This is a genomic window from Chromatiales bacterium (assembly GCA_014762505.1).
In the GTDB taxonomy this organism is placed as follows: domain Bacteria; phylum Pseudomonadota; class Gammaproteobacteria; order SpSt-1174; family SpSt-1174; genus SpSt-1174.
Genome location: JABURS010000032.1, coordinates 54,755 through 73,083, shown reverse-complemented (window position 1 = coordinate 73,083; position 18,329 = coordinate 54,755). Strand labels below are relative to the sequence as shown.

Annotated in this window: 17 protein-coding genes; 4 read left to right on the top strand and 13 right to left on the bottom strand. The window is 69.2% G+C overall.

The window, feature by feature from the left end; genetic code table 11:
* Window positions 1-154 precede the first annotated feature (154 nt).
* Both HUJ28_05270 and HUJ28_05265 read right to left on the bottom strand, forming a co-directional pair.
* Window positions 155-4,225 carry a hypothetical protein gene (locus tag HUJ28_05270; protein MBD3618862.1) on the bottom strand — a complete coding sequence of 1,357 codons (4,071 nt, stop codon included), beginning with the start codon at window positions 4,223-4,225 and terminating at the stop codon, window positions 155-157.
* A 55-nt stretch (window positions 4,226-4,280) separates the two neighbouring features.
* Window positions 4,281-5,177, bottom strand: a complete 897-nt coding sequence (locus tag HUJ28_05265; protein MBD3618861.1) for a fructosamine kinase family protein — start codon at window positions 5,175-5,177, stop codon at window positions 4,281-4,283.
* Between the two features lie 77 nt (window positions 5,178-5,254).
* On the opposite strand from HUJ28_05265, the gene HUJ28_05260 reads away from it, so the two are divergent.
* Window positions 5,255-5,677 (top strand): group III truncated hemoglobin, encoded by a 423-nt coding sequence (locus tag HUJ28_05260; protein MBD3618860.1) that lies wholly within the window; start codon window positions 5,255-5,257, stop codon window positions 5,675-5,677.
* Between the two features lie 95 nt (window positions 5,678-5,772).
* On the opposite strand, the gene HUJ28_05255 is transcribed toward HUJ28_05260, so the two are convergent.
* The 11 genes from HUJ28_05255 to rpmE all read right to left on the bottom strand — a co-directional run bounded on the left by HUJ28_05255 (window position 5,773) and on the right by rpmE (window position 15,719).
* Window positions 5,773-6,858: a succinylglutamate desuccinylase/aspartoacylase family protein gene (locus HUJ28_05255; protein MBD3618859.1), complete on the bottom strand. Its 1,086-nt coding sequence runs from the start codon at window positions 6,856-6,858 to the stop codon at window positions 5,773-5,775.
* Window positions 6,827-7,732: a 30S ribosomal protein S6--L-glutamate ligase gene (gene rimK, locus HUJ28_05250; GenBank protein ID MBD3618858.1), complete on the bottom strand. Its 906-nt coding sequence runs from the start codon at window positions 7,730-7,732 to the stop codon at window positions 6,827-6,829. The genes HUJ28_05255 and rimK overlap by 32 nt, the downstream gene beginning before the upstream one ends.
* Window positions 7,729-8,220 carry an ATP-dependent zinc protease gene (locus tag HUJ28_05245; protein MBD3618857.1) on the bottom strand — a complete coding sequence of 164 codons (492 nt, stop codon included), beginning with the start codon at window positions 8,218-8,220 and terminating at the stop codon, window positions 7,729-7,731. Before HUJ28_05245 ends, rimK begins: the two co-directional genes overlap by 4 nt.
* A gap of 65 nt (window positions 8,221-8,285) precedes the next feature.
* Window positions 8,286-9,245: a hypothetical protein gene (locus HUJ28_05240; protein MBD3618856.1), complete on the bottom strand. Its 960-nt coding sequence runs from the start codon at window positions 9,243-9,245 to the stop codon at window positions 8,286-8,288.
* 58 nt (window positions 9,246-9,303) lie between these two features.
* Entirely contained in the window at window positions 9,304-9,900 is a 597-nt protein-coding gene (locus HUJ28_05235) for an rRNA large subunit pseudouridine synthase E (protein MBD3618855.1), read from the bottom strand.
* Window positions 9,901-9,941: 41 nt separating this feature from the next.
* Window positions 9,942-10,841, bottom strand: coding sequence for a flap endonuclease (locus tag HUJ28_05230; GenBank protein ID MBD3618854.1), 900 nt, complete (start codon window positions 10,839-10,841; stop codon window positions 9,942-9,944).
* 67 nt (window positions 10,842-10,908) lie between these two features.
* Window positions 10,909-11,838: a malate dehydrogenase gene (gene mdh, locus HUJ28_05225; GenBank protein ID MBD3618853.1), complete on the bottom strand. Its 930-nt coding sequence runs from the start codon at window positions 11,836-11,838 to the stop codon at window positions 10,909-10,911.
* Between the two features lie 82 nt (window positions 11,839-11,920).
* Window positions 11,921-13,171 carry a malate dehydrogenase gene (locus HUJ28_05220; protein ID MBD3618852.1) on the bottom strand — a complete coding sequence of 417 codons (1,251 nt, stop codon included), beginning with the start codon at window positions 13,169-13,171 and terminating at the stop codon, window positions 11,921-11,923.
* A 27-nt stretch (window positions 13,172-13,198) separates the two neighbouring features.
* Window positions 13,199-14,656, bottom strand: coding sequence for a M48 family metalloprotease (locus tag HUJ28_05215; protein ID MBD3618851.1), 1,458 nt, complete (start codon window positions 14,654-14,656; stop codon window positions 13,199-13,201).
* A 49-nt stretch (window positions 14,657-14,705) separates the two neighbouring features.
* On the bottom strand, window positions 14,706-15,509 hold the full coding sequence (locus HUJ28_05210; GenBank protein MBD3618850.1) for a thermonuclease family protein: 804 nt from the start codon (window positions 15,507-15,509) through the stop codon (window positions 14,706-14,708).
* Between the two features lie 3 nt (window positions 15,510-15,512).
* The gene (gene rpmE / locus HUJ28_05205) at window positions 15,513-15,719 is read right to left on the bottom strand and encodes a 50S ribosomal protein L31 (protein ID MBD3618849.1); all 207 of its coding nucleotides are present in this window, start codon (window positions 15,717-15,719) and stop codon (window positions 15,513-15,515) included.
* 416 nt (window positions 15,720-16,135) lie between these two features.
* Between rpmE and rimO the strand changes: the two genes are divergently transcribed.
* Genes rimO through HUJ28_05190 form a run of 3 tightly spaced genes read left to right on the top strand, consistent with a single transcriptional unit; the run spans window position 16,136 to window position 18,323 of the window.
* Window positions 16,136-17,461 (top strand): 30S ribosomal protein S12 methylthiotransferase RimO, encoded by a 1,326-nt coding sequence (gene rimO, locus HUJ28_05200; GenBank protein ID MBD3618848.1) that lies wholly within the window; start codon window positions 16,136-16,138, stop codon window positions 17,459-17,461.
* Window positions 17,458-17,760 (top strand): DUF4124 domain-containing protein, encoded by a 303-nt coding sequence (locus HUJ28_05195; GenBank protein ID MBD3618847.1) that lies wholly within the window; start codon window positions 17,458-17,460, stop codon window positions 17,758-17,760. The genes rimO and HUJ28_05195 overlap by 4 nt, the downstream gene beginning before the upstream one ends.
* Window positions 17,760-18,323 (top strand): hypothetical protein, encoded by a 564-nt coding sequence (locus HUJ28_05190; GenBank protein MBD3618846.1) that lies wholly within the window; start codon window positions 17,760-17,762, stop codon window positions 18,321-18,323. Before HUJ28_05195 ends, HUJ28_05190 begins: the two co-directional genes overlap by 1 nt.
* Window positions 18,324-18,329: the final 6 nt, after the last annotated feature.

The following is an 18,329-nucleotide window of genomic DNA, read 5'->3' as shown; positions in this document are numbered from 1 at the left end:
ATGGGTGTTTTCTGCCACAGAGGGCACGGAGTCCACAGGGGAAAACCCGTTCCAGTCACTTCTGTTTCCCCGGTTCCCGTCCTCCCCTGCCGCCTGGATCCCGGGGCATGGCCTTCTCTGTGTCCTCTGTGGCAAAGTGCTTCCGTTGCCGGACTCAGGCCTTGTCGTCTTCGGGCTGCGCGGGCTTGGCCTTTTTCTCCACCAACTGCACCTTTTTCCACAGGCCGTTCCGGCTGAAGCATTGCCAGCCCCAGCGCAGCCAGCCCAGCAGGGCGAAGGCGAGCCATAGCGCCCAGGCGAGCATGAGCAGGCGGTAGGCCATGAGTGGGGCCGAGAGCACCCAGGCCTGGGGCAGGGTGCTCTCGGCGCGGTCGGCGTACCAGTTGAGCTGCCAGGCGCTGGAGCCGTTGCCGGCGATCTGCATCTCGGGCAGGCCGAGCAGGCCGCGTTCCACGGCGAAGACCAGGGCGGCGAGGGCCATGAGCGTGAGCATGCCGAGGCCGAGCTGCAGGCTGTTGAAGAGCAGCGGGTCACTGTCGGCCCGGAGGCGTGCGCGGGCGCCCAGGGCCAGCAGCCAGCCGACGACGATGACGCCGACGATGACCGGCACCTGGCTCAGGCCCACGCCGAGCAGCAGCCAGGAGAGGGTGCGCAGCGGGGTGAGCGGCACGCGGGCCAGTCCGGCGGCGACGATGACGAGCACGATGAGCACGCCCCAGAACAGCACGGCGGGTCCGAGCAGCGGGCCCTGGGTCCACAGCACCCAGCGGTCGCGGCCCGGTTCGATCACGAGCTCGGCGTTGACGCTGGGCAGGCCCAGGTCCACCGCCGGGCTGCGCAGGCTCGCGCCGATGCCCTCGGGACTGCGCCAGTCCAGGCGGGCCTCCTGCGTGCCGGGGCGCAGGGGCAGGGTGACGCGCCGCCCTTCCTGGCGTATGGGCTGGACGAGGCCGTCGAGGGTGACGGTCTGCAGGGTCGCGTCCTCCGGCAGCAGGATGTCGTGCTGGCCGCCGCGGCTGCTGCGCAGGGTGAGTGCCAGCGAGGCGTCGGTGGCGCGCTGGCCCGGGCGCAGGGTCAGGCGGCTGTGGTCGATGGTGAGCGTGGGTCCGGGCACGCCGTCCGGGCGGGTGACGTGCAGCGTCACGGACTCGCCCGGCCAGGGGCGCCACTCGGGCAGCCAGCGACCGCCCGGGGCCTGGTGGTGCACCACCGGGATGCCGTCGAGTTCGGCGTGCCAGAGGGTGCCGATGTCCGCCCGCCAGGTCTCCGTCCAGCGGGCGGTGTCGGGGGCGGTGAGCGTGAGCGCCCCGACCGGTTCCAGCACCGAGCGCCACTGCAGGCTGCCCTCGCGCAGGTTCACGCGTACCTGTCCGTCCTCCACGCGGATGCCCTCGGTGAGCACGGACTCGCCGGGCAGCAGGGGTATGGCCAGCACGGCCGCCTCGCCGGGCGGGCCGAGGCGGCGCACCTCGGTTCGCGCCTCCCACTCCAGCCCCAGGCGCAGGTGGCGGGTCACCTGCACGAAGGGCGGCAGGGTGGTGGGTTCCAGCATCGGCAGCTCGCCGGCGGCGGCCTCCTCGATGCGGGTGAGCTGCAGCTGGCGCTCGGGCACGCCCGTCTCGCGCACGCCTTCCACGCTCCAGCCGCGGGCCTCGATCTCGACGCGGTGCGGCGGCAGCGGCAGGTTGAGCTGCAGGCTGTCGCCGGCGGGCAGCCCGCCGGCGATCAGCACCTGGTGCCGGCCCGGGGCGAGGTCCAGCCAGTAGGCCCCCGTGCTGTCGCGGCGCAGGCCGGTGGCGGGCTGGCCATCGACCAGCACCCGGCTGGCGAGCCACTGGTCGCGCTGGCCCGGCAGGGGCACGGCCACGGCCTCCCGGGCGTGCACCTCCAGGCGCAGCTGCAGGGCCTGCGGGGCGGCGCTGAGGTACATGCGGGGGATCTGGGCGCATTGCGGCAGGCAGGGGGCCGGCTCGACGAGGCGCTGGCGCAGCTCCTCCAGCAGGGCCGGGTCCGGGATCTCGGCGCGGGCCGGTGCGGGCAGCAGACCGGTGACACCGGCCAGCAGCAGGACGGCGGCGGCGCCGGTCTGGCGGGCGCCGAAGGAGCCGCTGCGATCGGGACGCGGCGGCATCAGGCGGCCGCCGGGCCGCCAGCCCGCCAGCAACAGGGCGAGCACCACGACCAGCAGCACGCGCAGGGCGTTGAGTAGCAGGTGGCCGGTGGGCGAGAGCAGGGTCAGCCCGATGTGCTGCTCCTGTGCCACCGGGCCGCTCCAGCCGAGCGGGATGCGGGTCCAGGACCACTGCGGCAGGCCGGGGCCGGTCTGCAGGGCGGCGTCCGGGTCGATCTCGGTGAGCGGCGGGGTCGCCGGGGCCGGCAGCCGGGTGCGCGCATCCGCCATCTCGGACTTGGCCGGTTCGCGGGCCTGCAGGGCCTCCTCCATCACCACCCCGGCCTGGGGCACGGTCTGGTAGACGTCTGCGCGTTTCAACGCGGTGGCCATCTGGCCCGGGCGTTCGAGCTGCGGATAGAGGCCGTGGCGCACCTGGTCGACCAGGAACGGCAGCGCGATCAGCACCAGCACCAGCAGGGAGAGGTGGCGGTAGCCGGTGACCAGCCGGCGGAACAGGCCCTCCGGCAGCACGCGCAGCAGGGCGATGGCCGCCAGCAGGTTGAGCCAGACCACGCGCGGGGCGTCGGGCTCGTGCCAGATCAGGGCCAGGGTGACCAGCGCCAGTGCCGCCCAGCGCCAGGACCAGAGACGGCCGACGGCGGCCGCCGCGATCAGCACCACGAACAGGTCGAGCAGGGTCCAGCGCTGCAGCCAGGTGCCCGGCACCTGGTCCACGCCCGAGGCGGCCAGCAGGGTCCAGCCCGGCGGCAGGTGCAGGGTGGCGGAGAGCTGCTGCACGTCCTGTTGCCAGCCCACCGCCGGCAGGCGGCGGGTGTCGCCCTCGATACGGCTGTCGGCCGCGAGGTTGAGCTCGCCGCGGCGCACCTCCACGCCCAGCGGCCCGTCTTCGCCGCGCCGGGTGATGAACTGCAGCTGGTCGTCGATGCTCACCCGCCCGAGTTCCAGGGCGGGATCGGCCTCCAGGCGCCAGCCCTGCGAGAGCTGGCCGCCGATGCGGTCGCTCAGCGTGTAGCCCGTGCCGTCGAAGTCCAGCCAGATGTCGCGGTGGAGCGTGAGGCGGTTAGGTTCGGGCTCGGGGTCGCCGCGGCGGATGGTCGTGAAGCCGAGACGCTCGCCGGCCGTGAGCCGGTAGGCCGGCAGGTCCTGCCATTCGCGCGGCAGGTTGGTCTGGCGCGGATCGACGGCGGCCACGCCCTCGATCTCCACCAGGCGCAGGGCCGGACGGGCGTCGAACACCCAGACCTCGGTCCCGGGCCAGGGGGCGGTGTTGTCGGTCGGGGCGAGCGCCTCCACCGGAGCCGGGTGGCGGCTGGTCAGGTCGATGCGAAAGCTGCCGGGCCGCAGTTGCACGCGCAGGCGGCCGTCGGGTTCCAGGCGCGCGGGCAGCGGGCTGTCCAGGCGCACCGGGATGGCGTCGGCCAGCAGGGCCCGGCCCAGCACCACCTCGCGCGGGGCGCCCGAGACCCTGAGCTCGATGCGGGTGACCACCTGCAGTGGCACCTCGTCGATCACGCGGCGGAAGACCTCCACGCCCAGCCGGTCGCCCGCCGTATCCAGGGCATCGCGCTGGCGCTCGCCCAGCCAGAGACGGCCCTGGGTGTCGAGGTCCGGGCGCCCGATGGCACGGCCGTTCACCTGCAGTTGCACCAGGCCGGTGTCATGCGGCACGGCCAGCTGCTCGGGCAGGGACGGCCAGAGGAAGCGGCCCTCGATGCGGTGCCTGCCGGGCCCGGCGTGGACGGCGGGGCGGCCGTTGCGCTCGACCACCACCGCGGGCGCGCCGTTCAGGGTGACGTCCTGGGGCCAGCGCTCGGCATCCCCCGGCAGCGCCAGCCAGCCCTCGAGATAGTTCTGCCAGTCCTGGGTGAAGCGCGCCCCCGTGGCCGAGGCCTCGACGACCAGGGTGGTCGGCCAGGCGCACTGGCGGGTGCTGGCGTTGTTGTAGAGGAAGGGGCAGGCGAGGTCCTCGTGGCCCTTGAGCACCCAGGCCTGCCAGGGCCTGAGCGGTTCCGGGATGGTCGCCGGGTCGGTGGCGGCGTGGCCGCCGGGGCTCATCACGAGCAGGGTGAACAGGACCAGTAATGCACGCATGGGGCGTCCCTTCGGTGGTGATTGTTGTTGTTTTGCGTAGAGAGTGTAGGGCGTTTCAGCGCAGTTCGGCCAGCAGGCGGTCGGTCATGCGCTCGGCCTGGCCGGCGTAGCCGCCGCCGAACAGGTTGTAGTGGTTGAGGATGTGGTAGAGGTTGTAGAGCGTCTTGCGCAGGCCGTAGCCGGGGTCCAGCGGCCAGGCGGCGTCGTAGGCCCGGTAGAAGTCTCCGCCCGGGCCGCCGAAGAGTTCGGTCATGGCCAGATCGGCCTCGCGGTCACCGTAGTAGACGGCCGGGTCGAAGATCACCGGGCGACCCCCGGTATCCGTGTCCATGTTGCCGCCCCAGAGGTCGCCGTGCAGCAGCGAGGGCGCCGGGCGGTAGTCGGTGAAGAAGCCGGGCAGCCGATCCATCAGTTCGCGGCCGCGCGCGATGAGACGGCTGCCCGCCCCCCGGCGGGCGGCCAGGTCGAGCTGGAAGCCCAGGCGCTGTTCGCGCCAGAAGACCACCCAGTCGTCCTGCCAGGCGTTCGGCTGCGGGGTGGCGCCGATGGTGTTGTCCCGCTGCCAGCCGTAGCGTTCGGCGGTCCTGCGGTGCAGGGCGGCCAGTGCCTCGCCGAAGCGGGCGCCGGTGCCGCGCCCGCCGAGCGCGAGGTGTTCCATGACCAGGAATGCCCGCCCGCCGGCCGTGCCCGTGGCCACCGGGCGCGGCACGCGGATGGCCTCGGCGGCGCGCAGCTCGGCCAGGCCCGCGGCCTCGGCCTCGAACATGGCAAGGCGCGCGGCGTCGTTCAGCTTGACGAAGTAGCGTCGGCCGTCGCCACCCAGGGTGTATGCCTGGTTGATGCAGCCGCCGCCCACGGCCTGCCGCTCGCGCGGCGTGAAGTCGTTGCCCTCGGCCGCGCGGATGCGGTCGGTGATGGTCTCCCAGAGCGGCTTGTCCCGGTCTGCGTCCATGTCGGTCTCTGCGGTGGGGGTTGTCATGGGTGATAGAATGTTACCCATTCATTCCCCAGAAGCCCAAAGGCAGTCCCATGGTGCGCAAACTCATCCCCCTGTGCGAGAAGATCGGCCGCGAGCGTATCGAGCAGCAGATCCATCGTTTCTATGAAAAGCTGCAGAACGACGAGGAGATGAAGGGCTTCTTCGCCCACATCCCGGACTTCGCGGAGCACGAGCAGCGCATTGCCGATTTCTGGTGGACGGCCATGGGCGGCCGGCTCGACCACGACCCGGGCATCGACATGGTGGGCCGGCACATGCCGCTGGGTATCGAGGACCGGCACATCGGCCGCTGGCTGGCCTATTTCCGCGAGACGCTGTTCGAGGTGATGGAGCCGGAGCTGGCCGAGCAGTGGTTCATGATGGCCGAGGGCATCGCCATGCGCCTGCGCCAGGTGGTGGTGCAGGGCGAGATGCCGGGGATGCCGCGCAGGCCGTCCGAACCGCGGGGCTGACTGAAAGGCGGTTTGCCACAGAGGAAGGACATACCCCGTCCTGTCCACCGCCGTGTCCTCCGTGGCTAGAAGTACCAGGCCCCGGGTCTTTCGCGTCAGCGGATCTCCGTCTCGTCCGGCGGCAGGCCTTCGTGGAAGTCGTGCAGCTCGGCCACCGCCACGGCGGCATGCTCGCCCTGCCTGGAGCGATCGAAGCGAGCCACGTGGAACAGGGCGTCGCCCTCGTTCACCAGCGGCAGGTTGGCGCGGCCGATGACGATGCCCGAGTTGGGGCTCAGGATCGGCTCCTCCTCCACGCCCATCGGGTCCGAGACCATGCCGAGCACGGTGTCGCGCTCGATCCATTCCCCCAGGCGCACGAAGGCGCGGAAGATGCCGCCCTGCGGGGCGCGTATCCATGAGCTGGCCCTCGCGGTGATGGGGTCCTGGCGCGGCCTGTGCGGTTTCTTGTGCCGGGCGGCGATCATGCCCAGCTCGCGCATCACGTTCAGTATCCCCGCCACGCCCACGCGGATGCTCACCTCGTCGAAGCGCAGCGCCTCGCCGGCCTCGTAGAGCAGCATCTTGATCCCGGATTCGTCCGCCGCCTGGCGCAGCGAGCCGTCACGCAGCACCGAGTTGAGCAGCACCGGCACGCCGAAGGCGCGTGCCAGGCGCGCGGTCTCCTCGTCGTCCATGTGGGCGCGGATCTGCGGCAGGTTGTCGCGGTGCAGGGCGCCGGTGTGCAGGTCGATGCCGTGCGTGCACTTGGCGACGATCTCCTCCATGAACAGGTGGGCCAGGCGCGCGGTGAGCGAGCCGTGGTCCGAGCCAGGGAAGCTGCGGTTGAGGTCGCGCCGGTCCGGCAGGTAACGCGAGTGGTTGAGCACGCCGAAGACGTTGACGATGGGCACGGCGATGAGCGTGCCGCGCAGGTGCCGCAGTGCGCTGGACTTGAGCAGGCGGCGGATGATCTCGATGCCGTTGAGCTCGTCGCCGTGGATCGCCGCGCTGATGAACAGCCGCGGTCCCGGACGCTTGCCGCAGATCACGTGTACCGGCATCTCCACCGGGTTGCTGGTGTAGAGCACGGTCACCGGCAGCAGCACCAGCGCGCGGTTGCCCGGCCTGACGGTGACGTCGCCGATGGTGACCGGCTGGTTGACGGGGTCAGCCGTGACCACGGGTGCGCGTCTTGCCATGCTTGGCGTTCTTCTCGAGGAATTCGATGATCTGGCCGGCCACGTCCTTGCCGGTGGCGGCCTCGATGCCTTCCAGCCCCGGCGAGGAGTTGACCTCCAGCACCAGCGGGCCGTCCTTGCCGCGCAGGATGTCCACGCCGGCCACGTTGAGTCCCATGGTCTTCGCCGCCCTGACGGCGGTGGCGCGTTCGCGCGGGGTGAGCTTGACCACGGTGGCGGTGCCGCCTCGGTGCAGGTTGGAGCGGAACTCCCCTTCCTTGGCCTGGCGCATCATCGCGGCGACCACGCGGTTGCCGATGACGAAACAGCGGATGTCGGCCCCCTTGGCCTCCTTCACGAACTCCTGCACCAGGAAGTTGGCGTCCAGCTCGCGGAAGGCGTCGATCACGCTCTCGCCGGCCTTGGCGGTCTCGGCCAGCACCACGCCGCGCCCCTGGGTGCCTTCCAGCAGCTTGATCACCAGCGGCGCCCCGCCCACCAGCTTGATGAGCGCACTGGTGTCGGTGGGCGAATGGGCAAAGCCGGTGACCGGCAGGCCGATGCCGGCGCGCGCCAGCAGCTGATGGGCGCGCAGCTTGTCGCGGGAGCGGCCGATGGCCACCGATTCGTTCACGGAGTAGACGCCCATCATCTCGAACTGGCGCACCACGGCCAGGCCGTAGAAGGTGATAGAGGCACCGATGCGCGGGACGACGGCGTCATAGTCCTCCAGGGTCTCGCCCTTGTACCAGATGGCGGGCCTGGCGGAGGTGATGTCCATGGTGCACTTGAGCGTGTCGATGACGTGCGCCTCGTGGCCACGCGCCTCGGCGGCCTCCACCAGGCGGTGGGTGGAGTAGAGCCTCTTGTTGCGGGAAAGGATGGCGATCTTCATTCGATTTCGGCCTGTTCTTCTTCGGTTTCCCATTCCTGGGAGGTGAGTTCGAGTCGTTCCTGACAGTAGGAGCGCTGCGGGTCGACGATGAAATGATCGTACATCGCCGTGCGTCCGAGCAGCATGCGGAACTTCATGTTGTCGCGGTTGGTGAGCGTGAGCTCGATGGTATAGCGCTGCTTGCCCACCACGATACCGGCATCGATGACATAGCGCAGGGTGCGGTGTCCGCCCGAGTCCGTGACCCAGCGGCGGTCCTTCACCGGTGCCTCGCAGACCACCTCGGTGTGCCGGTCGCCCTGGTGGGGGTGGACGTGAAAGCGCACCCAGCGCACGCCCCGGCGGCGAAAGCCCTTCACCTTGAAGGCGTGCAGGCAGGAGGTGCGGGCCCCCGTGTCGATCTTGGCCTTGATGTGCGGCAGGCCCAGATCGGGCAGCGCGATCCATTCGCGCCAGCCCAGTACCGCCTTCTGGTTGGTCTCGCTCATGCCATTTGCCATGGGTGGTCGTGTGGCTGCGACTATAACGCGAATCGCCGATCCGGAGCAGCCGCTCAGATCCAGTGCTTGAGACGCAGCAGCAGCAGGGCGGCCAGGCCCAGCGCAGTCATGCCGATGGCCGTGGCCCAGAAGCCGAGGGCGTGATCGAGCAGGGGCATCTGCTCGAAGTTCATGCCGAAGATGCCGGCGATGAGGTTCAGCGGGAGGAAGATCACCGAGATGATGGTGAGCAGCTGCACGATGCTGTTGGTGCGCTGGCCGGTGATGGAGAAGTAGATCTGCATCATGCCCTCGATGTCGTGCTGCAGGGCATCGATGTCATGGGTCGTGCGCTTGATGTGCTCCATCACGTCGTTCATGCGCACGCCGACGTGCTCGCTGATATACAGCTCGGTCTCGCTGCGCCACAGGGTGAGGCTGGAGAGCTGTTCGGCGAGCAGGGTGGAAAACCGGCGCAGGCGTCCGCGCAGTTCCAGCAGGGGCTGCCAGTCCTCGATGCTGCCGGTGCTGCCGAGCAGGCGCTGCTGCCAGAGCTCGAGCTGCATGGCCAGCGGGCCGCGCACGCGCATCTGTTCCTCGACGATGCGGTGCAGCAGGGCGTGGGCCAGGCCGACCACCGTCTCCGGCTGTCGCGGGGTCTGGCTTTGCAGGCGCCGGCCGACGTCCTCGAACAGGCCGTTGTCGGGCGCGCGGATGGTGACCAGCCCGTGGGCGAACATCAGCAGCGTGCAGGCGCGGGTCTCCAGGCTCAGGTCGGCGGTCTGCATGCCGGCCAGCGGGCGGAAGATGAGCATCTCGTAATCGGAGGTGGCGTCGTAGTAGGGCGGATGCGCGAGGTTCACGCTGTCCTTCACGTGGCGTTCGTGCACGGCATGGCCACCCAGGCGCTCGAGCACGGCAGGCCAGTCGTCCTCGTGATGGGTGAAGTCCAGCCAGAACAGCGTCTCGCCATCCAGGCGATCCGCCTCGGTCATCTCGCGCCAGCGACCGTCGATGTGCAGGTATCCGATCACGTCCCTTCCCCGAACAGGATTCGCCATCGAGTGTGTCGCATCCCCCGGGCCTTGTAAATCAGGCCTCGCGCCACTCGCCCGGGGCGAGTCCGTCGAGTGTCCAGGAACCGATGCGATAGCGGATCAGGCGCAGGGTGGGATGGCCGACGGCGGCCGTCATGCGCCGCACCTGCCGGTTGCGTCCCTCGCCGATGGTGATCTCCAGCCAGCAGGTGGGGATGTGCCGGCGTTCGCGAATCGGCGGCGTGCGCGGCCACAGCAGGTAGGGCGCGTCGATGCGCCTCACGCGCGCGGGCTGTGTCATGCCGTCCTTCAGTTCCACCCCCTCGCGCAGGTCCTTGAGCGCTGCCTCGTCCGGGATGCCCTCCACCTGCGCCCAGTAGGTCTTGCTCATCTTGTTGTCCGGGTGCGTGATGCGGTGCTGCAGTTCGCCGTCGTCGGTGAGCACCATCAGCCCCTCGCTGTCGCGATCCAGGCGACCGGCTGCGTACACGCCTTCTACCGGGATGTAGTCGGCGAGCGTGCGCCGGCCCTCGCTGTCCGTGAACTGGCTGAGGACGTCATAAGGCTTGTTGAACAGGATGGTGTGCATGAGACGGTTGCTGGTCAGTTGTCCGTGATCAGTGGTTGCAAGGCAGCAGTCAGGCGCTGGCATGTCTGGGACCTGGAGAGGACTGGCGCGGTGGTGACGAACGGCTATCCCCCGTGCAGCTCGTCGAGCAGGCGTTCCCAGCGCGCGCGCCGTTCTGGGGACATGTCCAGCTCGTCGCAGGTGGCGTCGAAGGCGTCCTGTTCGGGTGGTCGGGGCGCGAGCTGGAGATCGGCGGGCAGGTCGGCCTCGAGGTGGATACCGGTGAGCTGGCGGGCCAGGCGGATGGTGTCCTGGTGTTCGTCGATCAGTCCCATCAGCCGCTTGGCGCCGCGCACCTTCATCTGGGCGATCTCGGGGATGCGGCTCAGCAGGATCTCGACGCTGTCGAACTTGCGCAGCAGGCAGGCGGCCGTGGCCATGCCCACACCGGGCACGCCCGGGATGTTGTCCACCTTGTCGCCGGCGATGGCGAGCTGGTCGGCGATCTGGTCGGGACGCACGCCGAAGCGCTTCTGGATGCCCTTCGCGTCCATGCGCTGATCCTTGCCGAACTCCCACCACAGATCCCGTTCGTGTATGAGCTGCGCCAGGTCCTTGTCGCCGGTGACGATCACCAGGCGCTGTCCCTGTTCACGCTCGATGCGTGCCAGGGTGCCGATGAGGTCGTCGGCCTCGTAGCGGTTGCTGCCGAACTCGCTGATGCCGATGCCGCGCAGGAAGCGGCGGGCAAGCTGGAACTGGTGCTTGAGCTCGGCCGGCGCGCTCTCGCGGTTGGCCTTGTAGGCCGGGTAGATCGCGTTGCGGTGCGAGGTGGTGAGGCTCTCGTCGAAGCCGAAGCCGATGCGCGCCGGGCGCTCCTGCTTCAGCAGCCTGTAGACGACATCGGAGAAGCCGAACACGGCATTGGCGGGATTGCCCGCCGCGTCTGTGATGGAGGCGGGCAGGGTGAACCAGGCACGAAAGACGTAGATGCTGGAGTCGACCAGGTAGGTGGTGTTGGGCATGAGCTCTGGACGTTAGGCGCGAGGCACTAGTGTATCGTCTTACCGCTCACTCCTCACTCCTCGCCCCTCACGTCCCATTCAGGCGCTCGATGTCCGCCACCACACCGGCCAGCGATTCGTCGAACATCGTGTGTTCTTCGTGGTTGAGTTCGAGTGCCACGACTTCTTCCATGCCGTTCCTGCCGAGTACGCAGGGGACGCCCATGGCGACGTTGTCATAGCCGTATTCGCCATCGAGGATGGCGACGGTGGGCAGGACCTGGCGGCGTTCGCGCACGATGGCGTCGACCATCTCGGCGATGGCGGCGGCCGGGGCGTCGTAGGCGCTGGAGGTCTGCTTCAGGGCCAGGATCTCGGCGCCGCCGTGGCGGGTGCGCTCGATGATGCGGTCGATCACGTCGCGGTCGAGGAAGTGTTCGATGGGGATGCCGGAGATGGTGGTGTAACGGATCAGCGGCACCATGGCGTCACCGTGGCCGCCGAGTACCATGGCATGGATGTTCTTCACCGACAGCCCGGTCTCGCTGGCGACGAAGTAGGCCATGCGCGAGGAGTCGAGCACGCCGGCCTGGCCGAACACGCGGTTGCGCGGCCAGCCGCTCTTTTTCCAGGCGCGGTAGGTGAGCACGTCCACGGGGTTGGAGACCACCAGCACCATGGCGTCAGGGGCGTGCTTCACCACGTCTTCCATCACCTTGTCGATGATGGCGACGTTGGTGTCCAGCACGTCCGAGCGCGACATGCCCGGCTTGCGCGGGATGCCCGCGGTGATGATGACGAGCCCCGAGCCGGCCATCGCCGCCCCGTCGGTCGCCCCCGACAGGCGCGTGTCGAAACCGAACAGCGGTGCGGTTTCCTGGATGTCCAGCGCCGCGCCCTGTGGCACGCCGTCCTTCACGTCGATGAGCACGATCTCGCGGCAGAGGTTTTCCTTGGCCAGGAACTGCGCCGTGGACTCGCCCACACGGCCGGCACCGACGATCGATATCTTCTGCATGACGCCCTCCTGTGATGGCCCTCTTCCTTGAGTGTAGACAGTCGATCTGGCGCCGGGTGCCGCCGGCAAGGTGCACGATGGCTCAGTCTTTCTGCCTCGAGGCCTCCACCAGCTCCATGCGGGCCACGCCGGAGTCGATCGCTGCCTGCGCGACCGCGGCCGGGATGCGCTCGGCCAGGCGCGGGTCCAGCGGCTTGGGGATGATGTAGTCGGGGCCGTATTCCAGCGCGTCGATCTCGTAGGCCTCGAGCACTTCCTGCGGCACGGGTTCGTGGGTGAGTTCGGCCAGGGCGCGGGTGCAGGCGACCAGCATCTCGGTGTTGATGGCGGTGGCACGTACGTCGAGTGCGCCGCGGAAGATGTAGGGGAAGCCCAGCACGTTGTTGACCTGGTTGGGGTAGTCGCTGCGCCCGGTGGCCATGAGCACGTCGTCGCGGGTCTTGAAGGCGAGCTCGGGCAGGATCTCCGGGTCCGGGTTGGATAGCGCGAAGACGATGGGCTTTGGCGCCATGGCGCGCAGCATGTCCTGGGTCATGAGATCGGGACCGGAGACGCCGATGAAGACGTCGGCATCGGTGCAGGCGTCCATCAGGGTGCGCTTGTCGGTGTGCACGGCGAAGGCCTGCTTGTATTCGTTGAGGTCGTCGCGGCCATCGTGGATCACGCCCTTGCGGTCGACCATGAAGAGGTTTTCCTTCTTCGCGCCCAGGGCCACCAGCAGGTTCATGGAGGCGATGCCGGCGGCGCCGGCGCCGAGGCAGACCACGCGGGCGTCTGCCAGGCGCTTGCCCTGCAGTTCCAGTGCGTTGAGCAGGCCGGCGGCGATGATCACGGCGGTACCGTGCTGGTCGTCGTGGAAGACGGGGATGTCGAGCATCTCGCCCAGGCGGCGTTCGATCTCGAAGCAGCGGGGGGCCGCGATGTCTTCGAGGTTGATGCCGCCGAAGCCCGAGGCGATGCGCGCCACGGTGTCGATGAAGTCGTCCGGGTTGTCGGCGTCCACCTCGATGTCGAAGACGTCGATGCCGCCGAACTTCTTGAACAGCACGCCCTTGCCTTCCATCACCGGCTTGCCGGCCAGCGCGCCGACGTTGCCCAGGCCGAGCACGGCGGTGCCGTCGGTGATGACGGCGACCAGGTTGCCCTTGGCGGTGTAGCGGTAGGCATCCTCCGGGTGATGGTGGATGCGGCGCACGGGTTCGGCCACGCCCGGGGTGTAGGCCAGCGACAGATCCTTCTGCGTGCGCGTCGGCTTGGTGATCTCGATGCCGATCTTGCCGGGGCGCGGCTCGGCGTGATAACGCAGTGCAGCTTCTTTGAATTCGTCGCTCATGGGTAACCTTCTGGTTGTCGGTCGCGGTTATTTGATGATCTTGATTCGTTGTCCCGGGCGGGGCTCGCCATCCGGGTACATGCCGTTGAGCAGGCGCAGGATCTCTTCGGCGTGGTGGTTGAGGTCCGTCTCGCGGGCCAGCCGGGCGAAGCTGTCGCCGGTCTTTGCGGTGATCACGCGGATGCGGCGCGGCTCGGCCAGGGCGGCCTCGTCGCTGCGCAGTCCGCGCAGGCTTTGTATGGTAGCAAGGAACGCACTGTCCTGCCGCGGGCGCGCGCCCTCGGTCTTGCTCGCGGCGAGAAACTGGTAGACGTTCTTCCCGTGCAGGATGACGGCGACGCGGGTGGCACGCTGGCCGAAGGGGGTGTCGAGACTGGCGAGCGCGGTGTGCCCGTCCAGGCCGCCCAGGTCGAGGGCGCGCGACTCGCGCAGATTGGCCGCGCCGAACTTCGCCTCGAGGAGCTGGCGGGCGGACTGGCGCTGGTTGAGCGGCTCCAGCGTGAGCTGCAGCAGGGCGCTGTTGTCGTGCGGCAGGCTGAGCAGGCGGTCGGGCAGGTTCTCCACGCGCCAGTCCGGCGGAAAGCGCAGGGTGATGCCCAGATCCCGGTGGTAGAAGTCGCGTCCGCGCAACACGCCCTGCGCCGCGCCGGGCCCCCAGACCATGCCGTCGATCATACCGAGGTAGGTGTCGCGCCCGGCGGGGCGGGTGGTCGTGCCCTTGAGCCGGTCGGCGGCGTGTATCACCTCCTGCAGGCGGGCGTCGTTGTCCGGATGGGTGGAGAACACGCCGTGGTAGATGCGCGGTTCGCGGCCCTCCTCGGCGGCGCGCTGTTTCTCGAATTCCTCCTGGTCCTTGAGGATGCCGACCACGCCGAGCATCTCCTGCGGATCGTAGCCCAGGCGGGCGAGGTATTCGGCGCCGAGGCGGTCGGCCTCCAGCTCGTGCTCGCGGCCGTAGCCCCGGATAAGGGCGGTGCCGAGCATGTTGCTGAGGTCGCCGACGGCCTGGCTGCCGGCGCGTGCCGTGATCACCGCGCCGAGGATGCCGGTGACGGTGGCCGCGCTCTGCTGGCGCACGCCGTGGCGTGCGGTTACGTGCCCGATCTCGTGACCCAGCACCCCGGCCAGCTCCGCCTCGGAGTTCATGTAGGCCATGATGCCGCGGGTGATGTAGACGTAACCGCCGGGCAGGGCGAAGGCGTTGACGTCCTGCGAGTCCAGCACCGTGAAGTGGAAGACCAGGTCGCTGCGGTGGCTGTTGCGCGCCAGTTCGTCACCCAGGCGGCTGACGTAGGCCTGCAGGCGTTCGTCCTCGTAGACGGGATACTGCTTGAGCAGCTGCTGATGATACTGGCGGCCCGTGGCGATCTCCTGGTCCTGGGTCATGAGGACGAAGTCCGGATCGCCGGTGACGGGGTTGGTCGCACAGCCGCCGAGGGCGGCCAGGGCGAGCAGTAGCAGGCTGAGGCGGAGTCGAGGTGACATGGCTTCCCGTGATCTGCGTGGGGGTGCCGATGATTCTAGCCCGATGCGTTCAGGAATTCGCCTCCCCGGGCAGGCTCAGCGCGGCGGGGTGGCGCAGGCGCAGCATGCGGCTGCCGTCGCGGCGCGGGTGCAGCCAGCCGCGCACCTCGATGCGCCGGCCGGTGAGGGCGTCCCAGTCCATGTCGCCGAAATGCACGTAGTCTTCTTCGCCGATCTTCACCGCCACGCGGCCCTCGAGGTTGAGCCAGAGCGTGTGGCGGCCGCGACCGATGCGTTCGACCCGCCCCTGCAGGATGTGGAAGCCTTCGGCACCCCTGGGCAGGCTGGCGGTGGGTCGGGGCGCGTAGGCCGGCAGCGACCAGATGCCACGCCCGGCACGGCGTGCCTCGGCCTCGGCGGCGGCATAGCAGTCGAGCAGGGCCGTATTGGGCGGGACCACCAGCTGGGTGGCCAGGCCCTCGCGCAGCAGGACCTCGGTGAGACTGGTGCCGTCGGGCAGGGCGGGGTGGGCGAGCAGGCGGCCGTGGCGGTCCCGGCGCTCGCGGTCGTACTGCAGCTGCAGGCGGTTGTCCTGGGCGGTGAGCAGTCCGATGAGGCGTTCGCGGGCGGCGCGGGCATAGGGCTGGCCGGGGCGGCCGTCGCGGCCCATCTCCGGGGTATCCAGGCCGACGAAGCGCAGACGGCGGCCGTCGGTGAGGCGCAGGGTGTCGCCGTCGTAGACGTAGTCGGCACTGGCCCGTTCGTCGACGCGCTGCAGCTCGCAGGCAGCCTGGGCCTGGACGGCGGCCAGCCAGCCGGCCACGAAAAAGGCGCCCGCAAGGAGCGCCTTTCGCGTCAGCCAGGACTGCGGCACGGCTTACTTCATGCCGTAGCGGCGACGGAACTTGTCGACCTGGCCCGCGGTGTCCATCAGCTTCTGCTTGCCGGTGAAGAACGGGTGGCAGGCAGCGCAGACTTCAACCTGCATCTCGTCCTTGCCCATGGTCGAACGGGTCTTGAAGCTGTTGCCGCAGCTGCAGACGACGTTGATTTCGCTGTACTCGGGGTGAATCTCCGGCTTCATGGAACCGTCCTCGAAAAATTCGGTGTGTCGCGGATCGAAAAGGAGAGGCATCATACTGAAAGGCGGCATCGCGGGCAAGTGGGAAATGACGATTTTCACGTAAGCCCCTGTAAGATTTTGGGTTTCCGGTTTTTCCACAAAACCTGTGGATAACTTTGTGGACGAGGCGGGAGATTCGCTGCCGGGTTCGCGGTATAGTTGCATTCCTGTTACATTGGCTATTTTTTAGCCACATGTTTAACTAAATGATTTATATGGGAAAAACATTTTCCTCATGCGCCTGGCGTGCAATTTGCACTGTTTGGTGCATGCCGACCGGGGGGCGCACGGTTTGTGTGCATAAAAACCCGCCGAGGGGCCTTGAGGGGCGCTGGCGGATATGGTATCGAGGCGCTCCGCTTTTCAGGTAAATCCCCATGACAGACATCCAACGCAAGGTCGGTTTCATCTCCCTGGGCTGCCCCAAGGCCCTGGTGGACTCCGAGCGCATCCTCACCCAGCTGCGCGCCGAGGGCTACGAGATCGCCCCGGATTACGACGGCGCCGACCTGGTGGTGGTCAACACCTGCGGCTTCATCGATGCCGCCGTGCAGGAGTCGCTGGATGCCATCGGCGAGGCCCTGGACGAGAACGGCAAGGTGATCGTCACCGGCTGTCTCGGGGCGGACGCCGGCAAGGTGCGCGCGGCACACCCCAACGTGCTGGCCGTGACCGGGCCGCACGCCTATGAAGAGGTGATGGCGGCGGTGCACGACAACCTGCCGGCCCCGCACGACCCCTACACCGACCTGGTGCCGCCCGCCGGCATCAAGCTCACGCCGCGCCACTATGCCTATCTGAAGATCTCCGAGGGCTGCAACCACCGCTGCAGCTTCTGCATCATCCCCAGCATGCGCGGGGATCTCGTGAGCCGGCCCATCGGCGAGGTGATGCAGGAGGCCGAGAACCTCGTGGCCGCCGGGGTGAAGGAGCTGCTGGTGATCTCGCAGGACACCAGCGCCTACGGCGTGGACGTGAAGTACCGCACCGGCTTCTGGCAGGGGCGGCCGCTCAAGACCCACATGCAGCAGCTGGCCGAGGCCCTGGGCTCGCTGGGTGTATGGGTGCGCATGCATTACGTGTACCCCTACCCGCACGTGGACAACCTCATCCCGCTGATGGCCGACGGCCTGGTGCTGCCCTACCTGGACGTGCCGCTGCAGCACGGCAGCCCGAGGATCCTCAAGGCCATGAAGCGCCCGGCGGCGGCGGAGAAGGCGCTGGAGCGCATCGCCCGCTGGCGCGAGATCTGCCCGGACATCACCCTGCGCTCGACCTTCATCGTCGGCTTCCCGGGCGAGACCGAGGAGGACTTCGAGACCCTGCTCGAATTCATCGAAGAGGCCCGGCTCGACCGCGTGGGCGCCTTCGCCTACTCGCCGGTGGAGGGGGCGGCGGCCAATGCGCTGCCGGGGGCGGTGCCCGAGGAGGAAAAGCAGGAGCGCCTGGAGCGCTTCATGGAGCTGCAGGCCGCCATCAGCCAGGACCGCCTGGCCGAGCAGGTCGGCCGGCGCATCACCGTGCTGGTGGACGAGCAGGACGCGCATGGCAGCATCGCCCGCGGACCGGGTGATGCGCCGGAGATCGACGGCGTGGTCTACATCGAGGGCGAATTCCTGGCCCCCGGCGAGTTCGTGGAGGTGGAGATCACCGGCAGCGGCGAGCACGACCTGTGGGCCCGGCCCGTGGAGGCGGCGCGATGAAGCGTGCCGTCCTCGTCGCCCTGCTGCTGCTCGTACTGGCCGTCCTGGCTGCACCCTTCTTCGCCTTCGGCCCGGACGGCGGGCCGCTGCTGACACCGGGCCACCTCCTCGAGCCGCGGCTCGCGGTCGAGCGGGTGCGCGAGCGGCTCAGCGCCCGCGAGACCGTGGTCTACAAGTGGCGCGACGCATCCGGTGCCTGGGTGTATGGCGAGGAGCCCCCGGCCGGTGTCGAGGCCGAGACCGTCACGGTGCACTCGCAGACCAACGTGCTGCCCGCCACGCCGGGGCAGGCCGACTGATGCCCGCCCGTCCCGCCATGCGACTGTCCCTGGTCCTCCTCCTGGGCTTCTGGCTGGCCCTGTCCGGCCTGCCGGCCCAGGCGAAGGACGATGCGGCGGATGCCGTGGCGGCCTACCGGGGGGTGGCGGACGAGCTGCGCCAGCGCTTGCTGCCGGCCCTGCGGACGCAGATCAGGGGCTTGCGTGCCGAATCCGCGGCGGGGATCGACGCCGTGGGTGCCGGTGCGACGCTGGACGACATGGAGGCGGCGCTGGTCGCCATGGATGCCGCCCTCGGGCAGGGCGTCGCGGCACTGGGCGATGAGCGTCTGGTGCTGGCCGAGGTCACGGCGGCGGCGGACCGCTTCACCCGCGCGGCCGCCAGCTTCGGCAGCCTGACCGAGGCCCTGGTCGGCGGCGAGCCCCGCTTCGAGCCGCTGCGACTCGAGGACGCCGCCGCCCGCCGCCGCCTGCTCGCCCTGGCCGATGCCTATAACGGATTCTCCAGCGGGGTGTCGCGGCTGCTCGGGCTGCTGCCCGATGCCATCGAGGCGCGCCATCGCGCGCTGAGCGCCCCGCGCTAGTCGCGT

Bases quoted from the DNA above. Each gene is read 5' to 3' on its own strand.
- HUJ28_05220 (MBD3618852.1), bottom strand. From the start codon at position 13,171: ATGAGCGACGAATTCAAAGAAGCTGCACTGCGTTATCACGCCGAGCCG.
- HUJ28_05215 (MBD3618851.1), bottom strand. From the start codon at position 14,656: ATGTCACCTCGACTCCGCCTCAGCCTGCTACTGCTCGCCCTGGCCGCC.
- rimO (MBD3618848.1), top strand. From the start codon at position 16,136: ATGACAGACATCCAACGCAAGGTCGGTTTCATCTCCCTGGGCTGCCCC.
- mdh (MBD3618853.1), bottom strand. From the start codon at position 11,838: ATGCAGAAGATATCGATCGTCGGTGCCGGCCGTGTGGGCGAGTCCACG.
- rpmE (MBD3618849.1), bottom strand. From the start codon at position 15,719: ATGAAGCCGGAGATTCACCCCGAGTACAGCGAAATCAACGTCGTCTGC.
- HUJ28_05260 (MBD3618860.1), top strand. From the start codon at position 5,255: ATGGTGCGCAAACTCATCCCCCTGTGCGAGAAGATCGGCCGCGAGCGT.
- HUJ28_05265 (MBD3618861.1), bottom strand. From the start codon at position 5,177: ATGGACGCAGACCGGGACAAGCCGCTCTGGGAGACCATCACCGACCGC.
- HUJ28_05245 (MBD3618857.1), bottom strand. From the start codon at position 8,220: ATGAGCGAGACCAACCAGAAGGCGGTACTGGGCTGGCGCGAATGGATC.
- rimK (MBD3618858.1), bottom strand. From the start codon at position 7,732: ATGAAGATCGCCATCCTTTCCCGCAACAAGAGGCTCTACTCCACCCAC.
- HUJ28_05195 (MBD3618847.1), top strand. From the start codon at position 17,458: ATGAAGCGTGCCGTCCTCGTCGCCCTGCTGCTGCTCGTACTGGCCGTC.
- HUJ28_05235 (MBD3618855.1), bottom strand. From the start codon at position 9,900: ATGCCAGCGCCTGACTGCTGCCTTGCAACCACTGATCACGGACAACTG.
- HUJ28_05230 (MBD3618854.1), bottom strand. From the start codon at position 10,841: ATGCCCAACACCACCTACCTGGTCGACTCCAGCATCTACGTCTTTCGT.
- HUJ28_05255 (MBD3618859.1), bottom strand. From the start codon at position 6,858: ATGGCAAGACGCGCACCCGTGGTCACGGCTGACCCCGTCAACCAGCCG.
- HUJ28_05270 (MBD3618862.1), bottom strand. From the start codon at position 4,225: ATGCGTGCATTACTGGTCCTGTTCACCCTGCTCGTGATGAGCCCCGGC.
- HUJ28_05190 (MBD3618846.1), top strand. From the start codon at position 17,760: ATGCCCGCCCGTCCCGCCATGCGACTGTCCCTGGTCCTCCTCCTGGGC.